20 protein-coding genes are annotated in these 17,066 nt (G+C 64.1%); 5 read left to right on the top strand and 15 right to left on the bottom strand.

Features of this window, described 5'->3' with window-relative positions; all coding sequences use genetic code 11:
• Window positions 1–174: 174 nt before the first annotated feature.
• The 15 genes from AC0L2L_RS03800 to AC0L2L_RS03730 all read right to left on the bottom strand — a co-directional run bounded on the left by AC0L2L_RS03800 (window position 175) and on the right by AC0L2L_RS03730 (window position 12,486).
• Entirely contained in the window at window positions 175–1,161 is a 987-nt protein-coding gene (locus AC0L2L_RS03800) for a flagellin N-terminal helical domain-containing protein (RefSeq protein ID WP_473576293.1), read from the bottom strand.
• A 276-nt stretch (window positions 1,162–1,437) separates the two neighbouring features.
• Window positions 1,438–2,169 carry a flagellar type III secretion system pore protein FliP gene (fliP, locus tag AC0L2L_RS03795; RefSeq protein WP_473576292.1) on the bottom strand — a complete coding sequence of 244 codons (732 nt, stop codon included), beginning with the start codon at window positions 2,167–2,169 and terminating at the stop codon, window positions 1,438–1,440.
• A complete protein-coding gene (locus tag AC0L2L_RS03790) occupies window positions 2,166–2,660 on the bottom strand; it encodes a flagellar basal body-associated FliL family protein (protein ID WP_473576291.1) in 495 nt (164 codons plus the stop codon). The genes fliP and AC0L2L_RS03790 overlap by 4 nt, the downstream gene beginning before the upstream one ends.
• A gap of 18 nt (window positions 2,661–2,678) precedes the next feature.
• Window positions 2,679–3,383 carry a flagellar basal body L-ring protein FlgH gene (flgH, locus tag AC0L2L_RS03785; protein WP_473576290.1) on the bottom strand — a complete coding sequence of 235 codons (705 nt, stop codon included), beginning with the start codon at window positions 3,381–3,383 and terminating at the stop codon, window positions 2,679–2,681.
• Complete coding sequence (locus AC0L2L_RS03780) at window positions 3,380–3,985, bottom strand: MotE family protein (RefSeq protein WP_473576289.1); 606 nt, start codon at window positions 3,983–3,985, stop codon at window positions 3,380–3,382. The genes flgH and AC0L2L_RS03780 overlap by 4 nt, the downstream gene beginning before the upstream one ends.
• 8 nt (window positions 3,986–3,993) lie before the next feature.
• Window positions 3,994–5,082: a flagellar basal body P-ring protein FlgI gene (locus AC0L2L_RS03775; protein WP_473576637.1), complete on the bottom strand. Its 1,089-nt coding sequence runs from the start codon at window positions 5,080–5,082 to the stop codon at window positions 3,994–3,996.
• Window positions 5,083–5,231: 149 nt separating this feature from the next.
• Window positions 5,232–5,753 carry a flagellar basal body P-ring formation chaperone FlgA gene (gene flgA, locus AC0L2L_RS03770; protein WP_473576288.1) on the bottom strand — a complete coding sequence of 174 codons (522 nt, stop codon included), beginning with the start codon at window positions 5,751–5,753 and terminating at the stop codon, window positions 5,232–5,234.
• A gap of 6 nt (window positions 5,754–5,759) precedes the next feature.
• Window positions 5,760–6,548 (bottom strand): flagellar basal-body rod protein FlgG, encoded by a 789-nt coding sequence (gene flgG, locus AC0L2L_RS03765; RefSeq protein ID WP_473576287.1) that lies wholly within the window; start codon window positions 6,546–6,548, stop codon window positions 5,760–5,762.
• Window positions 6,549–6,552: 4 nt separating this feature from the next.
• The gene (fliE, locus tag AC0L2L_RS03760) at window positions 6,553–6,882 is read right to left on the bottom strand and encodes a flagellar hook-basal body complex protein FliE (protein ID WP_473576285.1); all 330 of its coding nucleotides are present in this window, start codon (window positions 6,880–6,882) and stop codon (window positions 6,553–6,555) included.
• On the bottom strand, window positions 6,883–7,299 hold the full coding sequence (flgC, locus tag AC0L2L_RS03755) for a flagellar basal body rod protein FlgC (RefSeq protein ID WP_473576284.1): 417 nt from the start codon (window positions 7,297–7,299) through the stop codon (window positions 6,883–6,885).
• Between the two features lie 2 nt (window positions 7,300–7,301).
• Window positions 7,302–7,682, bottom strand: a complete 381-nt coding sequence (gene flgB / locus AC0L2L_RS03750; RefSeq protein WP_473576283.1) for a flagellar basal body rod protein FlgB — start codon at window positions 7,680–7,682, stop codon at window positions 7,302–7,304.
• Between the two features lie 82 nt (window positions 7,683–7,764).
• Complete coding sequence (locus tag AC0L2L_RS03745) at window positions 7,765–8,553, bottom strand: hypothetical protein (RefSeq protein WP_473576282.1); 789 nt, start codon at window positions 8,551–8,553, stop codon at window positions 7,765–7,767.
• Complete coding sequence (fliI, locus tag AC0L2L_RS03740) at window positions 8,534–9,940, bottom strand: flagellar protein export ATPase FliI (RefSeq protein ID WP_473576281.1); 1,407 nt, start codon at window positions 9,938–9,940, stop codon at window positions 8,534–8,536. Before fliI ends, AC0L2L_RS03745 begins: the two co-directional genes overlap by 20 nt.
• A 4-nt stretch (window positions 9,941–9,944) precedes the next feature.
• A complete protein-coding gene (gene flgF / locus AC0L2L_RS03735; protein WP_473576280.1) occupies window positions 9,945–10,667 on the bottom strand; it encodes a flagellar basal-body rod protein FlgF in 723 nt (240 codons plus the stop codon).
• A 7-nt stretch (window positions 10,668–10,674) separates the two neighbouring features.
• Window positions 10,675–12,486 carry a DUF1217 domain-containing protein gene (locus tag AC0L2L_RS03730; protein WP_473576278.1) on the bottom strand — a complete coding sequence of 604 codons (1,812 nt, stop codon included), beginning with the start codon at window positions 12,484–12,486 and terminating at the stop codon, window positions 10,675–10,677.
• Between the two features lie 147 nt (window positions 12,487–12,633).
• Here AC0L2L_RS03730 and motA point away from each other — a divergent pair, with 147 nt between their 5' ends.
• Genes motA through flhB form a run of 5 tightly spaced genes read left to right on the top strand, consistent with a single transcriptional unit; the run spans window position 12,634 to window position 17,066 of the window.
• Complete coding sequence (gene motA / locus AC0L2L_RS03725) at window positions 12,634–13,509, top strand: flagellar motor stator protein MotA (protein ID WP_473576277.1); 876 nt, start codon at window positions 12,634–12,636, stop codon at window positions 13,507–13,509.
• A gap of 34 nt (window positions 13,510–13,543) precedes the next feature.
• A complete protein-coding gene (locus tag AC0L2L_RS03720; protein ID WP_473576276.1) occupies window positions 13,544–14,482 on the top strand; it encodes a FliM/FliN family flagellar motor switch protein in 939 nt (312 codons plus the stop codon).
• A 30-nt stretch (window positions 14,483–14,512) separates the two neighbouring features.
• Window positions 14,513–14,893, top strand: coding sequence for a flagellar motor switch protein FliN (gene fliN, locus AC0L2L_RS03715; protein WP_473576275.1), 381 nt, complete (start codon window positions 14,513–14,515; stop codon window positions 14,891–14,893).
• 43 nt (window positions 14,894–14,936) lie between these two features.
• Window positions 14,937–15,959: a flagellar motor switch protein FliG gene (locus tag AC0L2L_RS03710; RefSeq protein WP_473576273.1), complete on the top strand. Its 1,023-nt coding sequence runs from the start codon at window positions 14,937–14,939 to the stop codon at window positions 15,957–15,959.
• 24 nt (window positions 15,960–15,983) lie between these two features.
• Entirely contained in the window at window positions 15,984–17,066 is a 1,083-nt protein-coding gene (gene flhB / locus AC0L2L_RS03705; protein WP_473576271.1) for a flagellar biosynthesis protein FlhB, read from the top strand.

Below are 17,066 nucleotides of genomic sequence, written 5' to 3'. Positions count from 1 at the left end.
CCGATTCGAAACCTAAGTCATTGGTTAACCATACCTAGCCCGATATGGTTAATGGCCTGTTAAAAGTTGGCTTCGAGAAGTTAGGGAACGAGGGTTGCGCGAGCCTTGTGCAAACGCAAATCGGGCCGCGCTTTTGGCGCGGCCCGATTGTCCGATGTAGCCGTTTGAGAGCGATCAGCCGCGGAAGAGCGACAGGATCGACTGCGACGAGCCGTTGGCGATCGACAACGCCTGGACGCCGAGCTGCTGCTGAACCTGCAGCGCCTGGAGGCGGGTCGATTCCTTGTTCATGTCGGCATCGACAAGCTGGCCGACGCCGCGATCGATGGAGTCCATCAGGCTCGAGGTGAAGGTCTTCTGCAGGTCGATGGAGCTCTTGGCGGCGCCGAGCTTGGTGGCGGCGGTGGTCATGTCCTTGAGCGCGGCGTCGACGACCTTCATCATCTCCGCGATCTGGGTGTCGCTGGCAGCGGTGGTACCGGAGAAGATCTTCATGGAGGCGACCGAGTAAGTGTCGCCGGCCGCCGCAGCCGCACCCAGGGTCGGGTTCTGCGCCGTGCCGACGATGGCGCCGGTCGCGCCGACGCGGTTGGCGTCGAGGATACCCTTCGTGGTCGGGGTCGCACCACCATCATACAGCTTGATGCTTTCAACGTTGACGTCGATCGTCGAGATCGAAACCGAACCGGTGGCGCTGCGGTTGAAGGCCGAAACGATCTTGACGTCGGCGGACGCTCCGGTGGCGTTGGTCACCGACAGCATGTTGGTGCCGGAGAAGGTGGCGCCATCGGCATAGGCCTTCAACTGATTCTGAAGAGCGGCGATTTCGACCTGGGTCTTTTCCTTGGAAGCATCCGTCTGGCCGTAAGATGCGGTCAGCTTCTGCTGGATCTGGTTGATGGTGGTGATTGCGCTGCTCATGCCGGTGTAGGCGGTGTCGACCTTCGAAGCGCCGAGGCCGAGCGAGTCCGAAACGGTGGACATCGCCTGGTTGTCGGAACGCATCGTGGTGGCGATCGACCAATAGGCGGCGTTGTCCGAAGCCTGCGAGACGCGGTAACCCGTCGAGATGCGGGACTGGGTGGTGTCGAGGTTCTTCTGGGTGGCGCTCAAGCTCTGCAGAGCGGTCAACGCCGAGGCGTTGGTCATGATACTGGCCATGGTACTCGTACCTTGTTTTTACACGGATTTTTTTGACATACCGGCATGTCCGGTATGACGGTGCGGCATCATGCCAATGATCTCTGAAACCCGATCACCCGCCATCTGCGAGCAATATGCGGGCCAGTCCCTACCAAACAGCTAAATCGCAGGGTTAATCGAAAATATATTGCCTAAAGTTCGAGCCAGTATCCCGGCGCTGGGCCGTGCGGCGTCAGAGCAATTCCAGGAAAAGTGTCAAACGGTTAGGCTCGGCTATTTCGCCGGGGAAACGCTCTAAGTGAAGGATCGCACCAGGCTGCCGACCAGAAGGTTCCAGCCGTCGATCAGCACGAAAAACAGGATCTTGAACGGCAGCGACACCACCGTCGGCGGCAGCATCATCATGCCCATGGCCATTGTGACGGTGGCGACGATGAGGTCGATGACGAGGAACGGCAGAACGATGAGGAAGCCGATCTCGAAGCCGCGCCTGATCTCCGAGATCATGAAGGCGGGCACCAGGATGCGCAGGTCGACGGTGTCTTTGGCAACCACCTGGCCGCGCTCGCGGGCGAGGTCGGCGAAAAGGTCGAAATCCTTGTCGCGCACATTGCGCAGCATGAAGTCGCGGAACGGGCCGGAGATCTTGTCGAATGCCTCGGCCTGCGTGATCTGATTGTCCATCAGCGGCTTCATGCCGGTGTTCCAGGCCTGGTCGAAGGTCGGCGCCATGACATAGAATGTCATGAACAGCGACAGCGAGATCAGGATCAGGTTTGCCGGCGTCGACTGCAGGCCGATGCCGGCGCGCAGGATCGAGAAGGCGATGACGAAACGGGTGAAGCTCGTCACCATGATGAGCAGGCCCGGCGCCACCGAAAGCACGGTCAGCAGGCCGAACATCTGGATCAGGTAGCCAATGGTCGTTCCGTCGGCCTTGCCGATGCCGCCAAGATCGAGCTGCTGGGCCGCGGCGACGGATGTGGTGACGACGACGAGCGCCGTGGCTATGAGGAATTTTCTCATTCGAGCAGCATCGTCCTGATGAGAACCTGTTTGACGTGGCCGCCGCTGCGCAGCGCCGCGCGCTCGTCGAGATCGGCCTTGAGATGCTGGTAGCCGCTGGCGCCCTCGATCTGATGCAGCTTGAGCGTGCGCACGAAAGCGAGCAGATCCTGGTGGATCTGCTCGGTCATTTCCGGCGGCTGCGGGCCATCATAGAGCAGCGAAGCCTCCAGCCGGATCCAGACCTCCGACGGCGAGGCGAGATTGGTGGTGATCGGCGCCAGCGGAACCAGCGCCGGCCCTGCGGCCGGCTTGCCGGTTTCGGCGGGCTTCTCCGCCGTGCCGGCGTTTTCAGGAGCCGCGGGCACCGGCGCCGGCGTTTCGCCCTGCTTGAGATAGCCGCCGGACACCCAGCCCATGCCGACGGCCGCACCCGTCATGACCAGCAGCATGGCGAGCTGGATCACCACGGAAGGTCCTTTCCTGGGCTGGACTTGCTCGACATTCGCCACGGCCGCGCTCTCCCGGCCCTAGAAAGGAAGAACCTGGTCGAGGACCTGCTGGCCATAGGCCGGCTGCTGGACCTCGCTCACGCGGCCACGGCCGCCATAGGAGATGCGCGCCTCGGCGATGCGCTCATAGGGAATGGTGTTCTCCGCGCCGATGTCGGACGGACGCACCATGCCGGCGATGGTCAGCACCCGGAGCTCGTAGTTGACGCGGACCTCCTGCGAGCCCCTGATCATCAGATTGCCGTTGGGCAGCACATCGGTGACGACCGCGGCGACATTGAGTTCCAGGTTTTCCGAGCGCTTGATCTCGCCGTCGGCATTGGTCTCCGTGCTGGAGCTCAGGCCGGCGTCGCCCTTGCCGCTGGTGCTCGCCGCCTCCCAGCCGAGATTGACGTCGTAGCCGAGCTTGCGCGCGGCGGTGCGGCTGCGATCGTTCTGGTTCTTGAAATTGGCCTTGTCGTTGAGCCTGATGTTGACGGTCAGGATGTCGCCGGCGCGCAGCGCGCGGGGATCGGTGAAGAGCCGGCTCTGGCGATCGTCCCACAGCGAGAATTTCTTCGGCCGCGCGGCGGGCGGCTCGGGATAGCTGTAAGGCCCGGAGGCACCGTCGCCGATACCGGAACCGACCGGCGACAAGGCCGGCTCCCTGCCGATCTCCTTGAAATTGGTGCCGCAGCCGGACAGCGCCGCGACAGAGACCAGGACAAGCAATTTCAACTTCATGACGGATCAACCCTTCGCGCCGCGCTGGCCATGATGCCGGTGAGCGTCGCCGCCGCCTTCTGGTCCATTTCGTTCAGGATGACGCCGGCCTTGCGCGAATCGAGCTTCATCAGGATCGCCGCCGCGAGTTCGGCATTGACCATCGCCAGCCGCTCGGCGGCCGCGTCGGGCTTCATGCCGGCATAGATCTTGACGACGCCTTCCTCGGCGCGCGCCAGGAACACTTCGCGGCGCTTCAGCCATTCCTCGTACTCGGCCCGCTTTGCCTCCAGCGCCTTCATGCGCTCGTCGATGCCGGCCTGCAGCTGCTTCAATTCCTCGGCCTGCAGAGCGTAGCGGCGGTCGCGAGCGGCGTCCGCAATGTTGGAACAGAAGCGCTGGATCTCGCTTTCGTCGGGTGCCTTCCCACCCGCAAGTGCTGCTGGCTGCACCGGCTCCTGCTCGCGCGTGAGCTGAGCCGGCTGGGCCGGCGCCGGTCCGCCGGGCAGAACCTGCCGAACTTCCTCCGCACCGACAGAGGCGCTGCCAAGAAGCGCGGCCACTGCCGCGGCGGCGATTATTGCGAGAGGGCGGTGCGTCTTCGAGGAGAGGAACTTGATCATCGGCGTGCCTATTGGAGAACCAGGTCGGCCTGCAAGGCGCCGGCCGATTTGATGCCTTGCAGGATGGCGATGATGCCGTCGGGCTTCACGCCGAGGCGATTGAGACCGGAGACGAGCGTCTCGAGGTCGGGGCCGTCGAGCACGGCAACGCGCGCGTCGGGCCGGGTTGCCTCGATGGCGGTGAAAGGCTCGATCGCGGTCTCGCCCTTGGAGAAGGGTTCTGGCTGGACCACCTTCGGCGCTTCGGTGATGCGCACGGTGAGCGTGCCATGGCTGATCGCGACGCGCGAGATCCTGACATTGCTGCCGATGACGATGGTGCCGGTGCGCTCGTCGATGACGACGCGGGCTGGGGCGTCCGACTCGACGACGAGGTTTTCGATCTCGGCATAGAAGCGCGCGGCGGAGACATTCTTCGGCCGCCTGATCTGCACGGTGCGGGCATCGCGCTCGGCGGCGACCCGCATGCCGAAGCGCTGCGAGGTGTAGTCGTTGATGGCGTCGGCGATGCGGATGGCGGTGGAGAAATCGGGATTGCGCAACTGCAGCGTCAGCACGCCCTGGTCGTCGAACTCGGCCGGCACCGCGCGCTCGACGATGGCGCCGTTCGGCACGCGGCCGGCGGTCGGCACCCCTTGCGTCAACTGCTCGGCCTGGCCCTGCGCGACGAAGCCGCCCACGATCACCGAGCCTTGGCCGACGGCATAGATCTCGCCATCGGCGGCCTTCAGCGGCGTCATCACCAGCGTGCCGCCGGCAAGCGAGGTGGCGTCGCCCATCGAGGAGACGTCGATGTCGATGCGGCTGCCCGACTGGACGAAAGGCGGCATGTTGGCGGTGACGATGACGGCGGCCACGTTCTTGGCACGCGCTCTGCCGCCTTCGGTGGCGATCCCGAGATTCTCCAGCATTGCGCGGATCGACTGTTCGGTGAACGGCGAGTTGCGCAGGCTGTCGCCGCTTCCGGCAAGGCCGATGACCAGGCCGTAGCCGACGAGCTGATTGTCGCGCGCGCTCTGCAACTGGGCGATGTCCTTGATGCGCGCGGCGACCTGGCCGGGCGGCAGCGTGCTCGGCCCGGTCGAGACCCGGAACATGCGTTGGGTCGTGGCCGGATCGTATTCCGGATCGTCGTAGACGCCGCCACTTTTCTGCGCGAGCTCGCGCTTGGCCTTGGGCGTCAGCCCATCCGCCAAAGCCGGCTGGACACCGATGGCCGCGGCGAGCAGAAGGACAAGGACGCGCGTCACGAAGCGCCGACCTTGACGGTGCCGTCGGTCATTACGGTGCCGGAAATGATCTTGCCGCTGTCGATGTTGCGGATCTTGATCTGGTCGCCGGCGGCACCGGGCTGCAGCGTGACGCCGGCCGCCGAAATGGTCAGCGCGCCAGCGGTGAAATAGACCTGCACGGAAGCGCCCTGTTCGACCAGCCAGGCGTCACGGATGGCGGCGACCGGGATATAGCGGCCGGGCAGAAGCGTGCGCTTGGCAACCTTGCCCTGGAGTTCCTCGGCTCGCGTCGCCATGCCGTCCGGCTTGTGCTTGCCGGGGATAAGCGTCACCTGCTTGAGCGAGGCGGATTCGATGGTCTCGCCGGGATAGATGACCCGGTTGGGGATCAGCACGGCCTCGCCGACGGTTTGGCCGGCGGCGATCTGGTTTGCCGACTGGCCAGTCGTTTCCTGCGCGAAAGCCGGCGTGCCGGCGGCCACCAGGACGGTGGCCAGCGCGGCACGGCGGAGCGCGGAGGAGATCGGCCTGGCCATCGTCCGTTACCTGATGTTCTTGGAGACAACCGAGGCCATGTCGTCGGCGGCCTGGATGACCTTGGAGTTCATTTCATAGGCGCGCTGCGCCGAGATCAGCTCGGTGATTTCCTTCACCGGATCGACGTTGGAGGACTCCAGATAACCCTGCTGGATCGTGGCGAAGCCGGGATCGCCGGGAACGCCGACATTGGCCGAGCCCGAGGCAGCCGTTTCCTGGAAGAGGTTGTCGCCGAGCGGCGCCAGGCCCGCCTCGTTGGCGAAGTTGACGATCTGAAGCTGGCCGAGCAGCTGGAGATCGGTCTGGCCGTCGATGCGGGCAAAGACCTGGCCGGTCTTGTTGACGATCACCTCGACCGCGTCGGTCGGCACGGTGATGGCCGGAATGACGTTGGCGCCGTCGACGGTCACCAACTGCCCGGTGGCGTTGGTGTTGAAGGCGCCGGCGCGGCTGTAGAGCGTGCCGCCGTCGGCACCCTCGATCTGGAACCAGCCCCTGCCGGTCAGCGCCAGGTCGAAGCTGTTGCCGGTGCTGGTCAGCTCGCCCTGGGTATGGACGTTGCGCACCGCCGTCGTCTTGACGCCGAGACCGATCGAGACGCCCTCCGGCACCAGCGAGGTGTTGGAACGGTTGGGCACGCCTTGAGTGCGGTCGACCTGGTAGAGCAGGTCGGAGAATTCGGCCCGCGCTCGCTTGTAGCCGGTGGTGTTGATGTTGGCGATGTTGTTGGCGATGACTTCCAGGTTGGTCTGCTGGGCGTTCATGCCGGTGGCGGCGATGGCGAGTGCTTTCATGATGCTAAATACTCATGCGGCTGATTTCGAGGTAGGCCGAGACGACCTTGTCGCGGATCGCGATGGTGGTCTGCAGCGCCTGCTGAGCGCTCAGCACCGCATCGACGACCTGGCGCGTATCGGCATCGCCCTTCAGGGCCTGTATCGACATCTGTTCGGCGCCCTGCAGCGTGTTGACGGTCTTCGTCGCGGCCTGGCCGAGGACTTCGGCGAAGGTGCTGCCGATGCTTTCGCCGGCTTGTGTGCCGACGCCGCCTTGAAGCAGGCCGGGCGCGGCTGTGTCTGCGCCGTCGATTGCCGGTTTGAACTGTAGTGCCCCGATACCGCCGATCATTTACTGGTTCCTCATCAGGTCGATGGTCATGGAAATCAGATCGCGAGCCTGCTTGATCACCTGCAGGTTGGCTTCATAGGAGCGGTTCGCCTCGCTCATGTCGGCCATTTCAACCAACGTGTTGACGTTGGGCATCTTGACGTACCCCTTGGCGTCGGCGGCTTCGTTGCCGGGCTGGAATTCGATCGGGAAATCCGAGGGATCACGGGCGATCGAGCTGACTTCCACCAGCGAGCCGCCGGATGCGCGGTCGACCTCGGACTGGAAGGTGATCGTCTTGCGACGATAGGGGTCGGCGCCGGGCGTGTTGCCGGTCGACTGGGCGTTGGCGAGGTTTTCCGAAACCACGCGCAGGCGCTCCGACTGGGCGCCAAGGCCGGATGCCGCGACTTTGAGGGCTGCAGTAAGGGCGTCCATGGTCAGCTCTTCACCACCATCGTCATCATCGAATGGAAAGCCTTGACGATCGCCGTGTTGAGTTCGAAGGAGCGGCGGACCTCGCCTGCCTTCATCAGCTCCTGCTCGAGAACGACGGTGTTCTTCGACGGCATGATCGCGCCGTTAGCGTCCTGCGGCTTGACGTTGAAGCCGGCATTGGCCGCTTCAGCGCCAAGGTGGCCGGCCTGCGTGGCGGCAAGCGTCACCGCGGTCCGGTCAAGGACCTTTTCGAACGGCTCGACATCATTGGCCGTGTAGCCAGGCGTGTTGGCGTTGGCGATGTTGGAGGCAATCGCCGACTGGCGCACGGCCAGCCATTGCGACTGCCGCGTGGCGAGATCAAAAAGATTTACGGGTTCCATGGGAATCTCCCGGGCAAGTACGCACAAGACTAGGCGGTCAGTCTTGCGCGGACCTTGCGCGGGACGGCCATGCGGCCGGGTCTCACCTGGAGAGCTTGATCACCTTGTCGGTGCTGGTGACGATCACCCACTTGCCGCCGCGCTGCTCGATCGAGGCAACGCGGCTGGAATCCGGCAGGACGGAGCCGCGCTGAACCAGCCACAGACCGGTATCGTCCTCGATCATCGCGCGACCGTTGGCGACATGCACCATCTTGAATTCGGAAGCGGCAGCCGGGAAGGGCTGGTCGCCGGGAGCCGGCGCGGGGTCGTCCTGCACCGTTCCGGTGGCAAACAAGTCGATATCGGGATTGGGAACGTCCTTGGCCGCCAGCGGTCCGCTGCGTTCGGCCACAATGCCGCCGCCCTGGCGTCCGGAATTGTGGCCGCTGCCGCCGAACTTGATGGACTGGACGCCGAACTGCTCCTGGTTGAAGAAGATGTACCAGGGAAACAACGCGCAGATCAGGCCGAGCGTGATGCCGAGCGCGGCGATGACAAGATCGCTGCGGCGGTCGGCGCTTCTGTCGACCAGGCGCGGGAACTGGGCTTTCGGCGGCTCCGGCCACTCGGCGCGAGGAAAAAGCCCGTTGAGCAACGAATCACGGCTGGCCTCTGCCACGTCCGCGGTCTTGGCGGTGGATGCCATCGGCGGATGCGGCCTGTTGGCTCTGCTCAGAAGAGATGTCGCCTTCTCCGTCCTGGCTCGCGCGGCCCTATTCCTGGCAATTCTTGCTTCGTCGGCCTGGGCCCTCTCCGCTGCTTCGGCCTCGGCAAGCCTGTCGCGCAACATGCGCTCGGTGTATTGGAGCTCAGTCTCCTTGATCGCCATTCAGCTTCCCCTTGAGATGGCGGGCGAGGTCGGCGAACGGATCGGCGGATGCGCGGTCCCTCGGCGATTGCGTCAGCGCCTCGTAAATCAGCGGCACCTGTCGCACCGCGATGTCGAGCTCGGTATCGGCGCCGGTTTGGTAAGCGCCCAGCAGACGGATGTCGCGCGTATCCTCGAAGCGCGCGATCATCGATTTCAGCTTTGTCATCAGCATGCGCTGCTCCGCGCTCCAGGCCTTGTCGGCAAGGCGCGAGATCGACGACAGCGGGTTGACCGGCGGGTAGCGACCCTGCTCGGCGATCGCGCGGTCAAGCACGACATGGCCGTCGAGGATGCCGCGCACCGAGTCGGCAACGGGGTCGTTGTGGTCGTCGCCGTCTACCAGCACGGAGATGATGGCGGTGATCGACCCCTTTCCCTCGGCACCCGGCCCGGCCCGTTCGAGCAGCTTCGGCAGGTCGGTGAAGACCGAGGCCGGATAGCCGCGCGCAACCGGCGGCTCGCCGGTTCCGGTGGCAACCTCACGCAGCGCATGGGCAAAGCGGGTGATGGAATCCAGCACCAGCAGCACGCGATGGCCCTGGTCGCGGAAATGCTCGGCCACGCACATGGCGGTATCGGGCGCGCGCCTGCGCATCATGGCGCTTTCGTCGCTGGTGGCGACGACGGCGACGGTCTTGGCCATGCTCTCGGCGCCGATCGTATCCTCGAGGAACTCGCGCACCTCGCGGCCGCGCTCGCCGATCAGCGCCACGACCACCGTATCGAAGGCCTCGGCGCCGGCGAGCATGGCAAGCAGCGTCGACTTGCCGACGCCGGAACCGGCGAAGATGCCGAGCCGCTGGCCGAAACAGAGCGGGGTGAAGATGTCTATCACCCTGACGCCGGTGAGGAAGCCGGTGCCGACGCGCTGGCGCGACAGGGCGCCAGGCGTCGCGCCATGCGCTGCATTTGCAGCGTCCGGCCTGACCAATGGCGGGCCGCCGTCAATGGCGCGGGTCAAGGCATCGATGGCGCGTCCGCGCCAGGAGACATGCGGCGCGATCGCGAGCGGCCCGCGGCGAAAGACGGCGTCGCCAATGCCGGCATCGGCGCTGCGTTCGAAGGGCGCGACCACCACCTCGTCGCTGCCGATCTTGACGATCTCGCCGCGCCGTGCGCCGGCCTTGCCGCGCTGCTCGACGATGTCGCCCAGCCTGGCAATTTTGGACAGGCCGCGGACCTTGTAATGCGTCGGCGATATCTCGGCGACGCGGCCGCCGTGCGAAAGCAGCGCCTGCGGATCGTCGAACCGCCGCCAGACGCGTTCGAGCGAGGCCAGCCTGTCGGTCCGTCCGGTATCCGCCGGGTCGTCAGAAGCGCGCAACAGGGACGAGCCGGTCGTCATGGCGTCACTTCGAGCCGAGCGTCTTGATCGCGTCGTCGGTGGAGGAATCGGTCTGCCGCATCAGCGCCGCCGTGTTCTCGAAAGCGCGCTGCACCTGGATCAGCCGGGTCATTTCCAGCACCGGGTTGACGTTCGATTCTTCCAGAAATCCTTGCGCTATGCCGACGTCCGAGCGATCGGTGACAGGTTCTGGCGTTCGCGCCGGAACGACGCCCGAATTGCCGTAGCGGACGAAATTCTCGCCGGGGTCGAAATTGTAGAGGCCGATAGTCCCGACCAGCAGGTCGTTCTGCCTCAGCGAGCCGTCCGCGCCTGCCTTGGGCGGGCCGTTGCGCGGATCGAGCTGGATCGGCGCGCCGCCGCCGTCCAGCACCGGATAGCCTTCGATCGACATCAGTTCGCCGTTCTCGTTCATGGAGAACCGGCCGTCGCGCGTCATCACTGTGCCGGCGGGTGTCTCGATGGCGAACCAGGCGTCGCCCTGGACGGCGAAGTCGAACGGGTTGCCGGTTTCGGTCAGCGCGCCATGCGCGCCGGAGAGATAGGTGTTGCCGGACGAGGCGAAGGAAACCGACTTGGGCCCCGTGCCGGAGACGATGTCCTCGAACTTCACGCCAGTGGCGCGAAAGCCGATGGTCGAGGCATTGGCGACATTGTCGGCGATGGTGTCGAGACGGCGCTCGAGCGCGATCTGCGAGGAAAGGGCGACGTAAAGGCTGTCCTGCATGATTTTCTCAGAACTTCAACTGCTGCATGGCCATCATCAGATCGGTGGAGATGCCGACACTGGTCGGCTGCGCGAACAGCACGCTGACCGACGTCACGGCCGTCGAGGTCGGGTGGTTGATCTCATACATGCTGGTGAAGCGGGTCAGGAATTTGCTGAGCTTCTCCGGGTCGGTGAAATCCGAGATGTCGAGCTTCTGCTCGAACAGCTGCGCCTGCTTATCGATATCGGCGGTGGCGAAGGAATCGGGCAGGCCGAGCGCGGTTCGCACCACGCTGGCCAAAGCGGTATCGGCCAGCACGTCGAACCAGCTGGTGATGTTGGGCGCCTTGCGCTCGAAATAGAGCGCCAACCGGACGCCTTCATTGGTCTTGCCGGCATCTTCCTCGAGCGTTTGGCGCATGTACATGTCGACGGTAGGCTGCTGCGCCGGATTGATGGTGGTGGCCGCTTCGCCGTACTGCTCGAAGTTGAAGGTGGCAGCGAGCCCGGCATAAGCCTTGTTGGTCATCTTGTTGGCGACACTGTCGGGGTCGCGAATGCCGCCGGCCAGCACGCTGCGGATGAGATCCTTGCTCTCCTTGGACGGATCGAGCCCATAAGCGGAGAGTGCGTAATTGTACAACCGGCTGTTGGCCATCAGATCATCGATGGATTTCACGTTCGTGACGTTCGCCAGGTAGTATGCAGTCTCCGACTTGATGTAATCCGCATTGGGCTGGATCAGGCCAAGCGTCGACTCTGTCGTATAGATCTTCGGCGTGTCTTTCTGCACCGCGTCGCGCGACGCGGTCTGATCGCCATATTGGGCAAAGTCGAAGGCCGTGACGAAGTTGGCGTAGCGTTTGTCCTTCAGCTGGTTCGCAGGGCTGACGGGATCGCTGACGCCGCCCTCGAGCATCGTGCGGATCTGCCGCGGTGTTTCGGTGGACGCATCCAGTCCGTAGGAAGCCATGGCGAAGGTCAACAGGCGCTTGTCGGCCATGAGGTCGGCGATCGATTTCACCTTGGAGATGTTTGCCGCGTAATAAGCGGCTTCGCCCTTGATGTAGTCGGCGCTAGGCTTGACCGACGTCAATCCAGCTCCGGTGACGTAGCTCTTGGGCACCGCCTGCTGGACATCGTCGCGTGTGGTCGTCTGGTCGCCGTACTGGGCGAAGTTGAAGGCGGAGACGAAGTTGGCGTAGCTCTTGTCGGCCAGTTTGTTGGCGGGGCTGTTGGGATCGCTGACGCCACCTTCCAGCATCGCCCTGACGGTCGCCGCCGGTTCGGTTTCGGCATCCAGCCCGAATGCAGCCATTGCATATGTCAGCAGGCGGCTGTCGCCCATCAGATCGTCGATCGACTTCACCTTGGAGATGTTGGTGGCGTAGTAGGCGGTCTCGCTCTGGTAGTAAGAGAGCCCCGGCTGCGAGGCGCCGATCTGGACTTGCAGCGCGTAGTTGCTGGTCACCAGCTGTTGCGCCTTGTTGTAGACGGTCGCATCGGCGCCGTTGGCGGTGAAATTGAAAGCGCTGACGAACAGGGCGTAGCGCTTGTCGGTCAGCTTGTTGGCGAAACTGTCCGGATCGGAAACGCCTTCCTTGAGCGCCTTGACCATGAAGGCCTTGGCGTAGTCCATGTCCTCCAGCCCGTAGGCTTTCATGGCATATTTGAACAGGCGGTCGTTGTTGACGAAATCGTCGATCGATTTCACCTTGGTGATGTTGGCCAGATAATATTGGGTATCGCGATCGACCGTCGGCTGTTGCTCGATGCGATCGATCGATTTGTTGATGTCTTTGGCAATCAACTGATAGCTGATGTAGGTGTTGAGCAAGGACGCGCCTCCGGCCGAAGCTATCCCGGCACAATAACGCCACTTCCTTGCGCGAAGCTGAATCGCATCCGCTGCCTTCGATTCAAGCCTCACACAAGGCACGGGGACTATCCCTGATCCGCGATGTGACATGCGGAAGGACCAGTCGTGGGCATTCTGATCGGACTTGTGGTGACGCTCGGCTGCGTTCTCGGCGGCTTCATGGCCATGGGCGGCCATCTGCATGTGTTGCTGCAGCCATGGGAAGCGGTCGTCATCTGCGGCGCCGCGCTCGGCACCTTCCTCGTCGCCAATCCGATGAAGACGGTCAAGGACACCGGCAAGGGCATTCTCGAAGCCTTCAAGCAGGCGGTGCCGAAGGAACGCGATTACCTCGAGACGCTGGGCGTGCTGCACAGCCTGATGCGCGAACTGCGCTCGAAGTCGCGCAGCGAGGTCGAGGCGCACATCGACAATCCGGAAGAATCCGCCATCTTCCAGGCCTTCCCGACCGTGCTGAAGAACCACGACCTGACGCATTTCATCTGCGACTACTGCCGCATCATCATCATCGGCAATGCCCGCTCGCACGAGATCGAGGCGCTGATGGATGAGGAGATCCAGACGATCCGCACCGACAAGCTGAAGGCCTATCACGCGATGGTCGCGGTCGGCGACGGCCTGCCGGCGCTGGGCATCGTCGCCGCCGTGCTCGGCGTGGTGAAGGCGATGGGCGCACTGGACCAGTCGCCGGAAATCCTCGGCGGTCTGATCGGCGCGGCGCTCGTCGGAACCTTCCTCGGCATCTTCCTGTCCTATGCGGTGGTCGGTCCGGTCGCCACCAAGATCAAGACGGTGCGCGAAAAGAAGAACCGCCTCTACATCATCGTCAAGCAGACGCTGCTTGCGTATATGAACGGCGCCCTGCCGCAGGTGGCGATCGAGTTCGGCCGCAAGACCATATCCTCCTACGAGCGTCCGACGATCGATGCCGTCGAGCAGAGCACCATGAACGCCGGCGCCGCCGAGAAGAAGGCGGCCTGAGCATGCAGCATCTCAGACAGGGCCGCTTGCCGTCATGACAAGTCCGGGCAGTCCTTCGCAAACCCGGGCTTTGATCATCGAGCGCCTCGTCGGCGACAGCGGCGAGGCCGCGCAGGTGATCGGCGTCGGCCGCGGCATGGCCGAACGGGCGCTGCCGCTGTTGCAGAAGGCGCTTGCCGGCGAGCTCGGCGCGCCGGTCACGGTCGATCTGCAGGCCGTGGAAGTCAGCCGCGTTCCCGAGGCGCGCGCACGCGCCGGTGAGGCCTTCGCGCTGAGCATCATCCCTTCGCCGGCCTCGGCCGACGCCATGACGCTGGTGATGGACGCGCAGGCGGTCGCCGTCATGGTGAGCGCGCTGTTCGGCGGCGATCCCGACCAGCCGGTCGCGCCGATCGAGCGCGACCTGTCGCAGATCGAAGCCGATGTCGCGACCACTGTGTTCCAGGAGGTCGCCGCGGCGCTCAACGGATCCGGCAAACGCTCGCTCGAGCTGCGCCTGCCGGTGCCGAAGGCAATGTCCGGCAACGAAGCGAGGCGGCGCGTGCTGCGCGACGGCGCCGCCGTGCGGATCGCCTATGGCCTGTCGACGCCGTCCGACAGCGGCACGCTCACGGTGATGATCCCGCAGCGCCTGCTGCTTACCTCGCGTGGCGGCGAGGCTGCCACGGGCGAGGACGGCGACACCACGGAGTTCGACTGGCGGGCCCGCTTCTCCGAAGAGGTGATGCGCTCGACCGTCCGGCTCGAGGCGACGATGCCGCTCGCCAGGCTGACGCTCGGCGACCTCGCCGCGTTGGAGCCGGGCCAGGTGATCGAATTCGAGGAGAATGCGCAGCTCAACGCCAGGCTGAGCGCCCGCGACAAGACGCTGTTTGTCTGCGAGTTCGGCAAGCTGGGACAGAACTACACCGTCCGCATCAGCCATCCGCATGATGCCGGGCAGGATTTCATCGACGGACTGATGCCGGGCTGACGCCAGGCCCGGGATTTATGGAGACGACAGATGGCAAAAACCAACGTGGAAGCCGAAGCCGATCAGCCCGACGAACAGCTCGATAAGGCCATCGAGGAACTGCGCGGCGTGCTGCGGGAAGAAGAGAATCGCCCCGATGCCGCCTTCCATTCGGGCGCCAATTCCTCGATCATCATGACCATTCCGGTCGACGTGCAGATCATCCTTGGCAGCACGGAGATGCCGGTGTCGGAGTTGATGGCGCTGCAGAAGGGTTCCACGGTCGCGCTCAACCGCCGCATCGGCGAACCCGTCGACGTCGTGGTGAACGGCCGCAAGATCGCGCGCGGCGAGATCACTGTGCTGGAAAGCGATCCGACGCGCTTCGGCATCCGGCTCACCGAGATAATCGCGGCGACGAAGAGCGCCTGAGAATGGTCGGCGGGCGGATCAATCGGCAGCGAGGGCAACACGCATGACGACGGCATTGGCGCTCACACGTCCGCAAAAGGCGGCAGCCATACTGGTGGCCATGGGCAAGCCCGCGGCCAGCCGGCTGCTCAAATTCTTCAAACAGGATGAGCTTAAGGCGCTGATCGAGGGCGCGCGTCTGCTGCGCACCATTCCGCAGGCCGACCTGGAGCGCATCGTCGCCGAGTTCGAAGCCGAGTTTACCGAAGGCGCCGGCCTGCTCGATTCCGCCGATCGGATGGATACGATCCTGAACGAATCGCTGTCGCCCGAGGAGATGAGCGCCATCATGGGCGACAAGAAGTTCGAGCCGGTCGCGGAAGGACCCGCGCCGATATGGCCGGACCTCGAAAAGCTCGAGCCGGCGCGGCTCGGCACCTTCCTTGCCGGCGAGCATCCTCAGACGTCGGCCATGGTGCTCTCAAAGCTCGCGCCGCAGACAGCCGCCAATGTGCTGCTCACCATGGAAAAGCCGATGCGCAGCCAGATCATCAAGCGCATGGTGACGATGGCCAACATCCCGGATACGGCATCCCGCATCGTCGAGAACCAGTTGCGCGTGAGCGTGCTGTCGCAGAAGACGAGCAGGGACACCTCGGCCGGCCAGGAACGCGTCGCCAGCATGCTCAACGAAATGGCGAAGCCGGAACTGGACGACCTCATGCAGGACCTGGAGCAGGTCGGCACGCCAGATCTCGCCGGCGTCAAGTCGCGGCTATTCGCCTTCGACGATCTGCCGCTGCTGCCACAGAAAGCCCGGGTCCTGCTGTTCGACGGGCTGTCCACAGAACTCGTCACGCTGGCACTGCGCGGCGCGCCGCCGGAATTGGCCGAATCCGCGCTATCGGCGATCGGCGCGCGCTCTCGCCGCATGATCGAGTCCGAACTTGGACAGGGATCGGAAGGCATTGCGCTCGCCGACATCATGGCGGCCCGCAAGAGCATATCGGTCGCCGCCATCCGGCTGTCGCGCGAAGGAGCTTTCGAGCTGCCTTCGACGCAGACCGCCACCGCCGAAGCCGCCTGACGATAAGCGGCCGGTCAGAGCGCCATGGCTGAAGCGGTCGACAAGGATTCCAAAACAGAGGAAGCCACAGAAAAGAAGATCCGCGACACGATCGAACAGGGCAAGCTGCCCCATTCGCGCGAGACCGCGATCTTTGCGTCCTTCCTCGCCATACTGGTTTTCGCCGTCTTCTACGCCAAGGACGCGGTTGTCGATCTCGGCATGTTCCTGTCGACGTTTCTGGAAAAGCCGGAAGCCTGGCCGATGGACACCGAGACCGACGTCATCTCGCTCTACAAGCAGGTGATGACCGAGATCGGCCGCGCCGTCGTCAGCCTGCTGGTGCTGCTGACGGTCGCCGGCATCGGCGCCTCGATTTTCCAGAACATGCCGCAAATCGTCGGCGAACGGATCAGGCCGCAGCTGTCACGCATCTCGATCGCCAAGGGCTGGAGCCGGATGTTCGGCGTGCAGGGATGGGTCGAGTTCCTGAAGTCACTGGCCAAGCTTGGCTTCGCTATATCGGTGCTGAGCTTCACGCTGTCGCAAGATCACCGCAAGCTGCTCGCCGGCATGATCACCAATCCGGTCTCGTTCGGCCTGGTCATCCGCGGCATCTTCGTCGACATATTGGTGGCGATCGTTTTCGTCATGGGGCTGATCGCGGTCGTCGACATCGTCTGGTCGCGTTTCCATTGGCGGCGCGACCTGCGCATGACCAAGCAGGAGGTCAAGGACGAGATGAAGCAGTCGGAAGGCGATCCGATCGTCAAGTCACGGCTGCGCTCGCTGGCGCGCGACCGGGCGCGCAGGCGCATGATGACGGCGGTGCCGCGCGCGACGCTGGTGATCGCCAACCCGACGCACTATTCGATCGCGCTGAAATATGTGCGCGAGGAGGATTCCGCTCCCATCGTGCTGGCCAAGGGACAGGATCTGGTCGCGCTCAAGATCCGCGAGATCGCCAGGGAGAACAACATCCCGATCTTCGAGGACGTGGCGCTTGCGCGCTCCATGTACAAGCAAGTTTCGGTTGATAGCGTGATCCCGTCGCAATTCTACCAGGCAGTCGCCGAGTTGGTGCGGATCGTCTACTCGAAGAAGGCCGCGCGCAAGGCAACCCAATGA

The sequence above is a fragment of the Mesorhizobium sp. WSM4832 genome (genome assembly GCF_055811115.1).
Note: the sequence above shows the minus strand (reverse complement) of the source record. Positions and strands in the feature narration are given on the sequence as shown.

Excerpts from the sequence above, each read along its gene's own strand:
- flhB (WP_473576271.1), top strand. The coding sequence starts at position 15,984 with ATGGCTGAAGCGGTCGACAAGGATTCCAAAACAGAGGAAGCCACAGAA.
- AC0L2L_RS03720 (WP_473576276.1), top strand. The coding sequence starts at position 13,544 with ATGACAAGTCCGGGCAGTCCTTCGCAAACCCGGGCTTTGATCATCGAG.
- AC0L2L_RS03745 (WP_473576282.1), bottom strand. The coding sequence starts at position 8,553 with ATGGCGATCAAGGAGACTGAGCTCCAATACACCGAGCGCATGTTGCGC.
- AC0L2L_RS03775 (WP_473576637.1), bottom strand. The coding sequence starts at position 5,082 with ATGTTCCGGGTCTCGACCGGGCCGAGCACGCTGCCGCCCGGCCAGGTC.
- fliN (WP_473576275.1), top strand. The coding sequence starts at position 14,513 with ATGGCAAAAACCAACGTGGAAGCCGAAGCCGATCAGCCCGACGAACAG.
- AC0L2L_RS03800 (WP_473576293.1), bottom strand. The coding sequence starts at position 1,161 with ATGGCCAGTATCATGACCAACGCCTCGGCGTTGACCGCTCTGCAGAGC.
- AC0L2L_RS03780 (WP_473576289.1), bottom strand. The coding sequence starts at position 3,985 with ATGATCAAGTTCCTCTCCTCGAAGACGCACCGCCCTCTCGCAATAATC.
- flgC (WP_473576284.1), bottom strand. The coding sequence starts at position 7,299 with ATGGACGCCCTTACTGCAGCCCTCAAAGTCGCGGCATCCGGCCTTGGC.
- fliE (WP_473576285.1), bottom strand. The coding sequence starts at position 6,882 with ATGATCGGCGGTATCGGGGCACTACAGTTCAAACCGGCAATCGACGGC.
- fliI (WP_473576281.1), bottom strand. The coding sequence starts at position 9,940 with ATGACGACCGGCTCGTCCCTGTTGCGCGCTTCTGACGACCCGGCGGAT.
- flgF (WP_473576280.1), bottom strand. The coding sequence starts at position 10,667 with ATGCAGGACAGCCTTTACGTCGCCCTTTCCTCGCAGATCGCGCTCGAG.
- flgH (WP_473576290.1), bottom strand. The coding sequence starts at position 3,383 with ATGAAGTTGAAATTGCTTGTCCTGGTCTCTGTCGCGGCGCTGTCCGGC.
- AC0L2L_RS03710 (WP_473576273.1), top strand. The coding sequence starts at position 14,937 with ATGACGACGGCATTGGCGCTCACACGTCCGCAAAAGGCGGCAGCCATA.
- flgA (WP_473576288.1), bottom strand. The coding sequence starts at position 5,753 with ATGGCCAGGCCGATCTCCTCCGCGCTCCGCCGTGCCGCGCTGGCCACC.
- flgG (WP_473576287.1), bottom strand. The coding sequence starts at position 6,548 with ATGAAAGCACTCGCCATCGCCGCCACCGGCATGAACGCCCAGCAGACC.
- flgB (WP_473576283.1), bottom strand. The coding sequence starts at position 7,682 with ATGGAACCCGTAAATCTTTTTGATCTCGCCACGCGGCAGTCGCAATGG.
- fliP (WP_473576292.1), bottom strand. The coding sequence starts at position 2,169 with ATGAGAAAATTCCTCATAGCCACGGCGCTCGTCGTCGTCACCACATCC.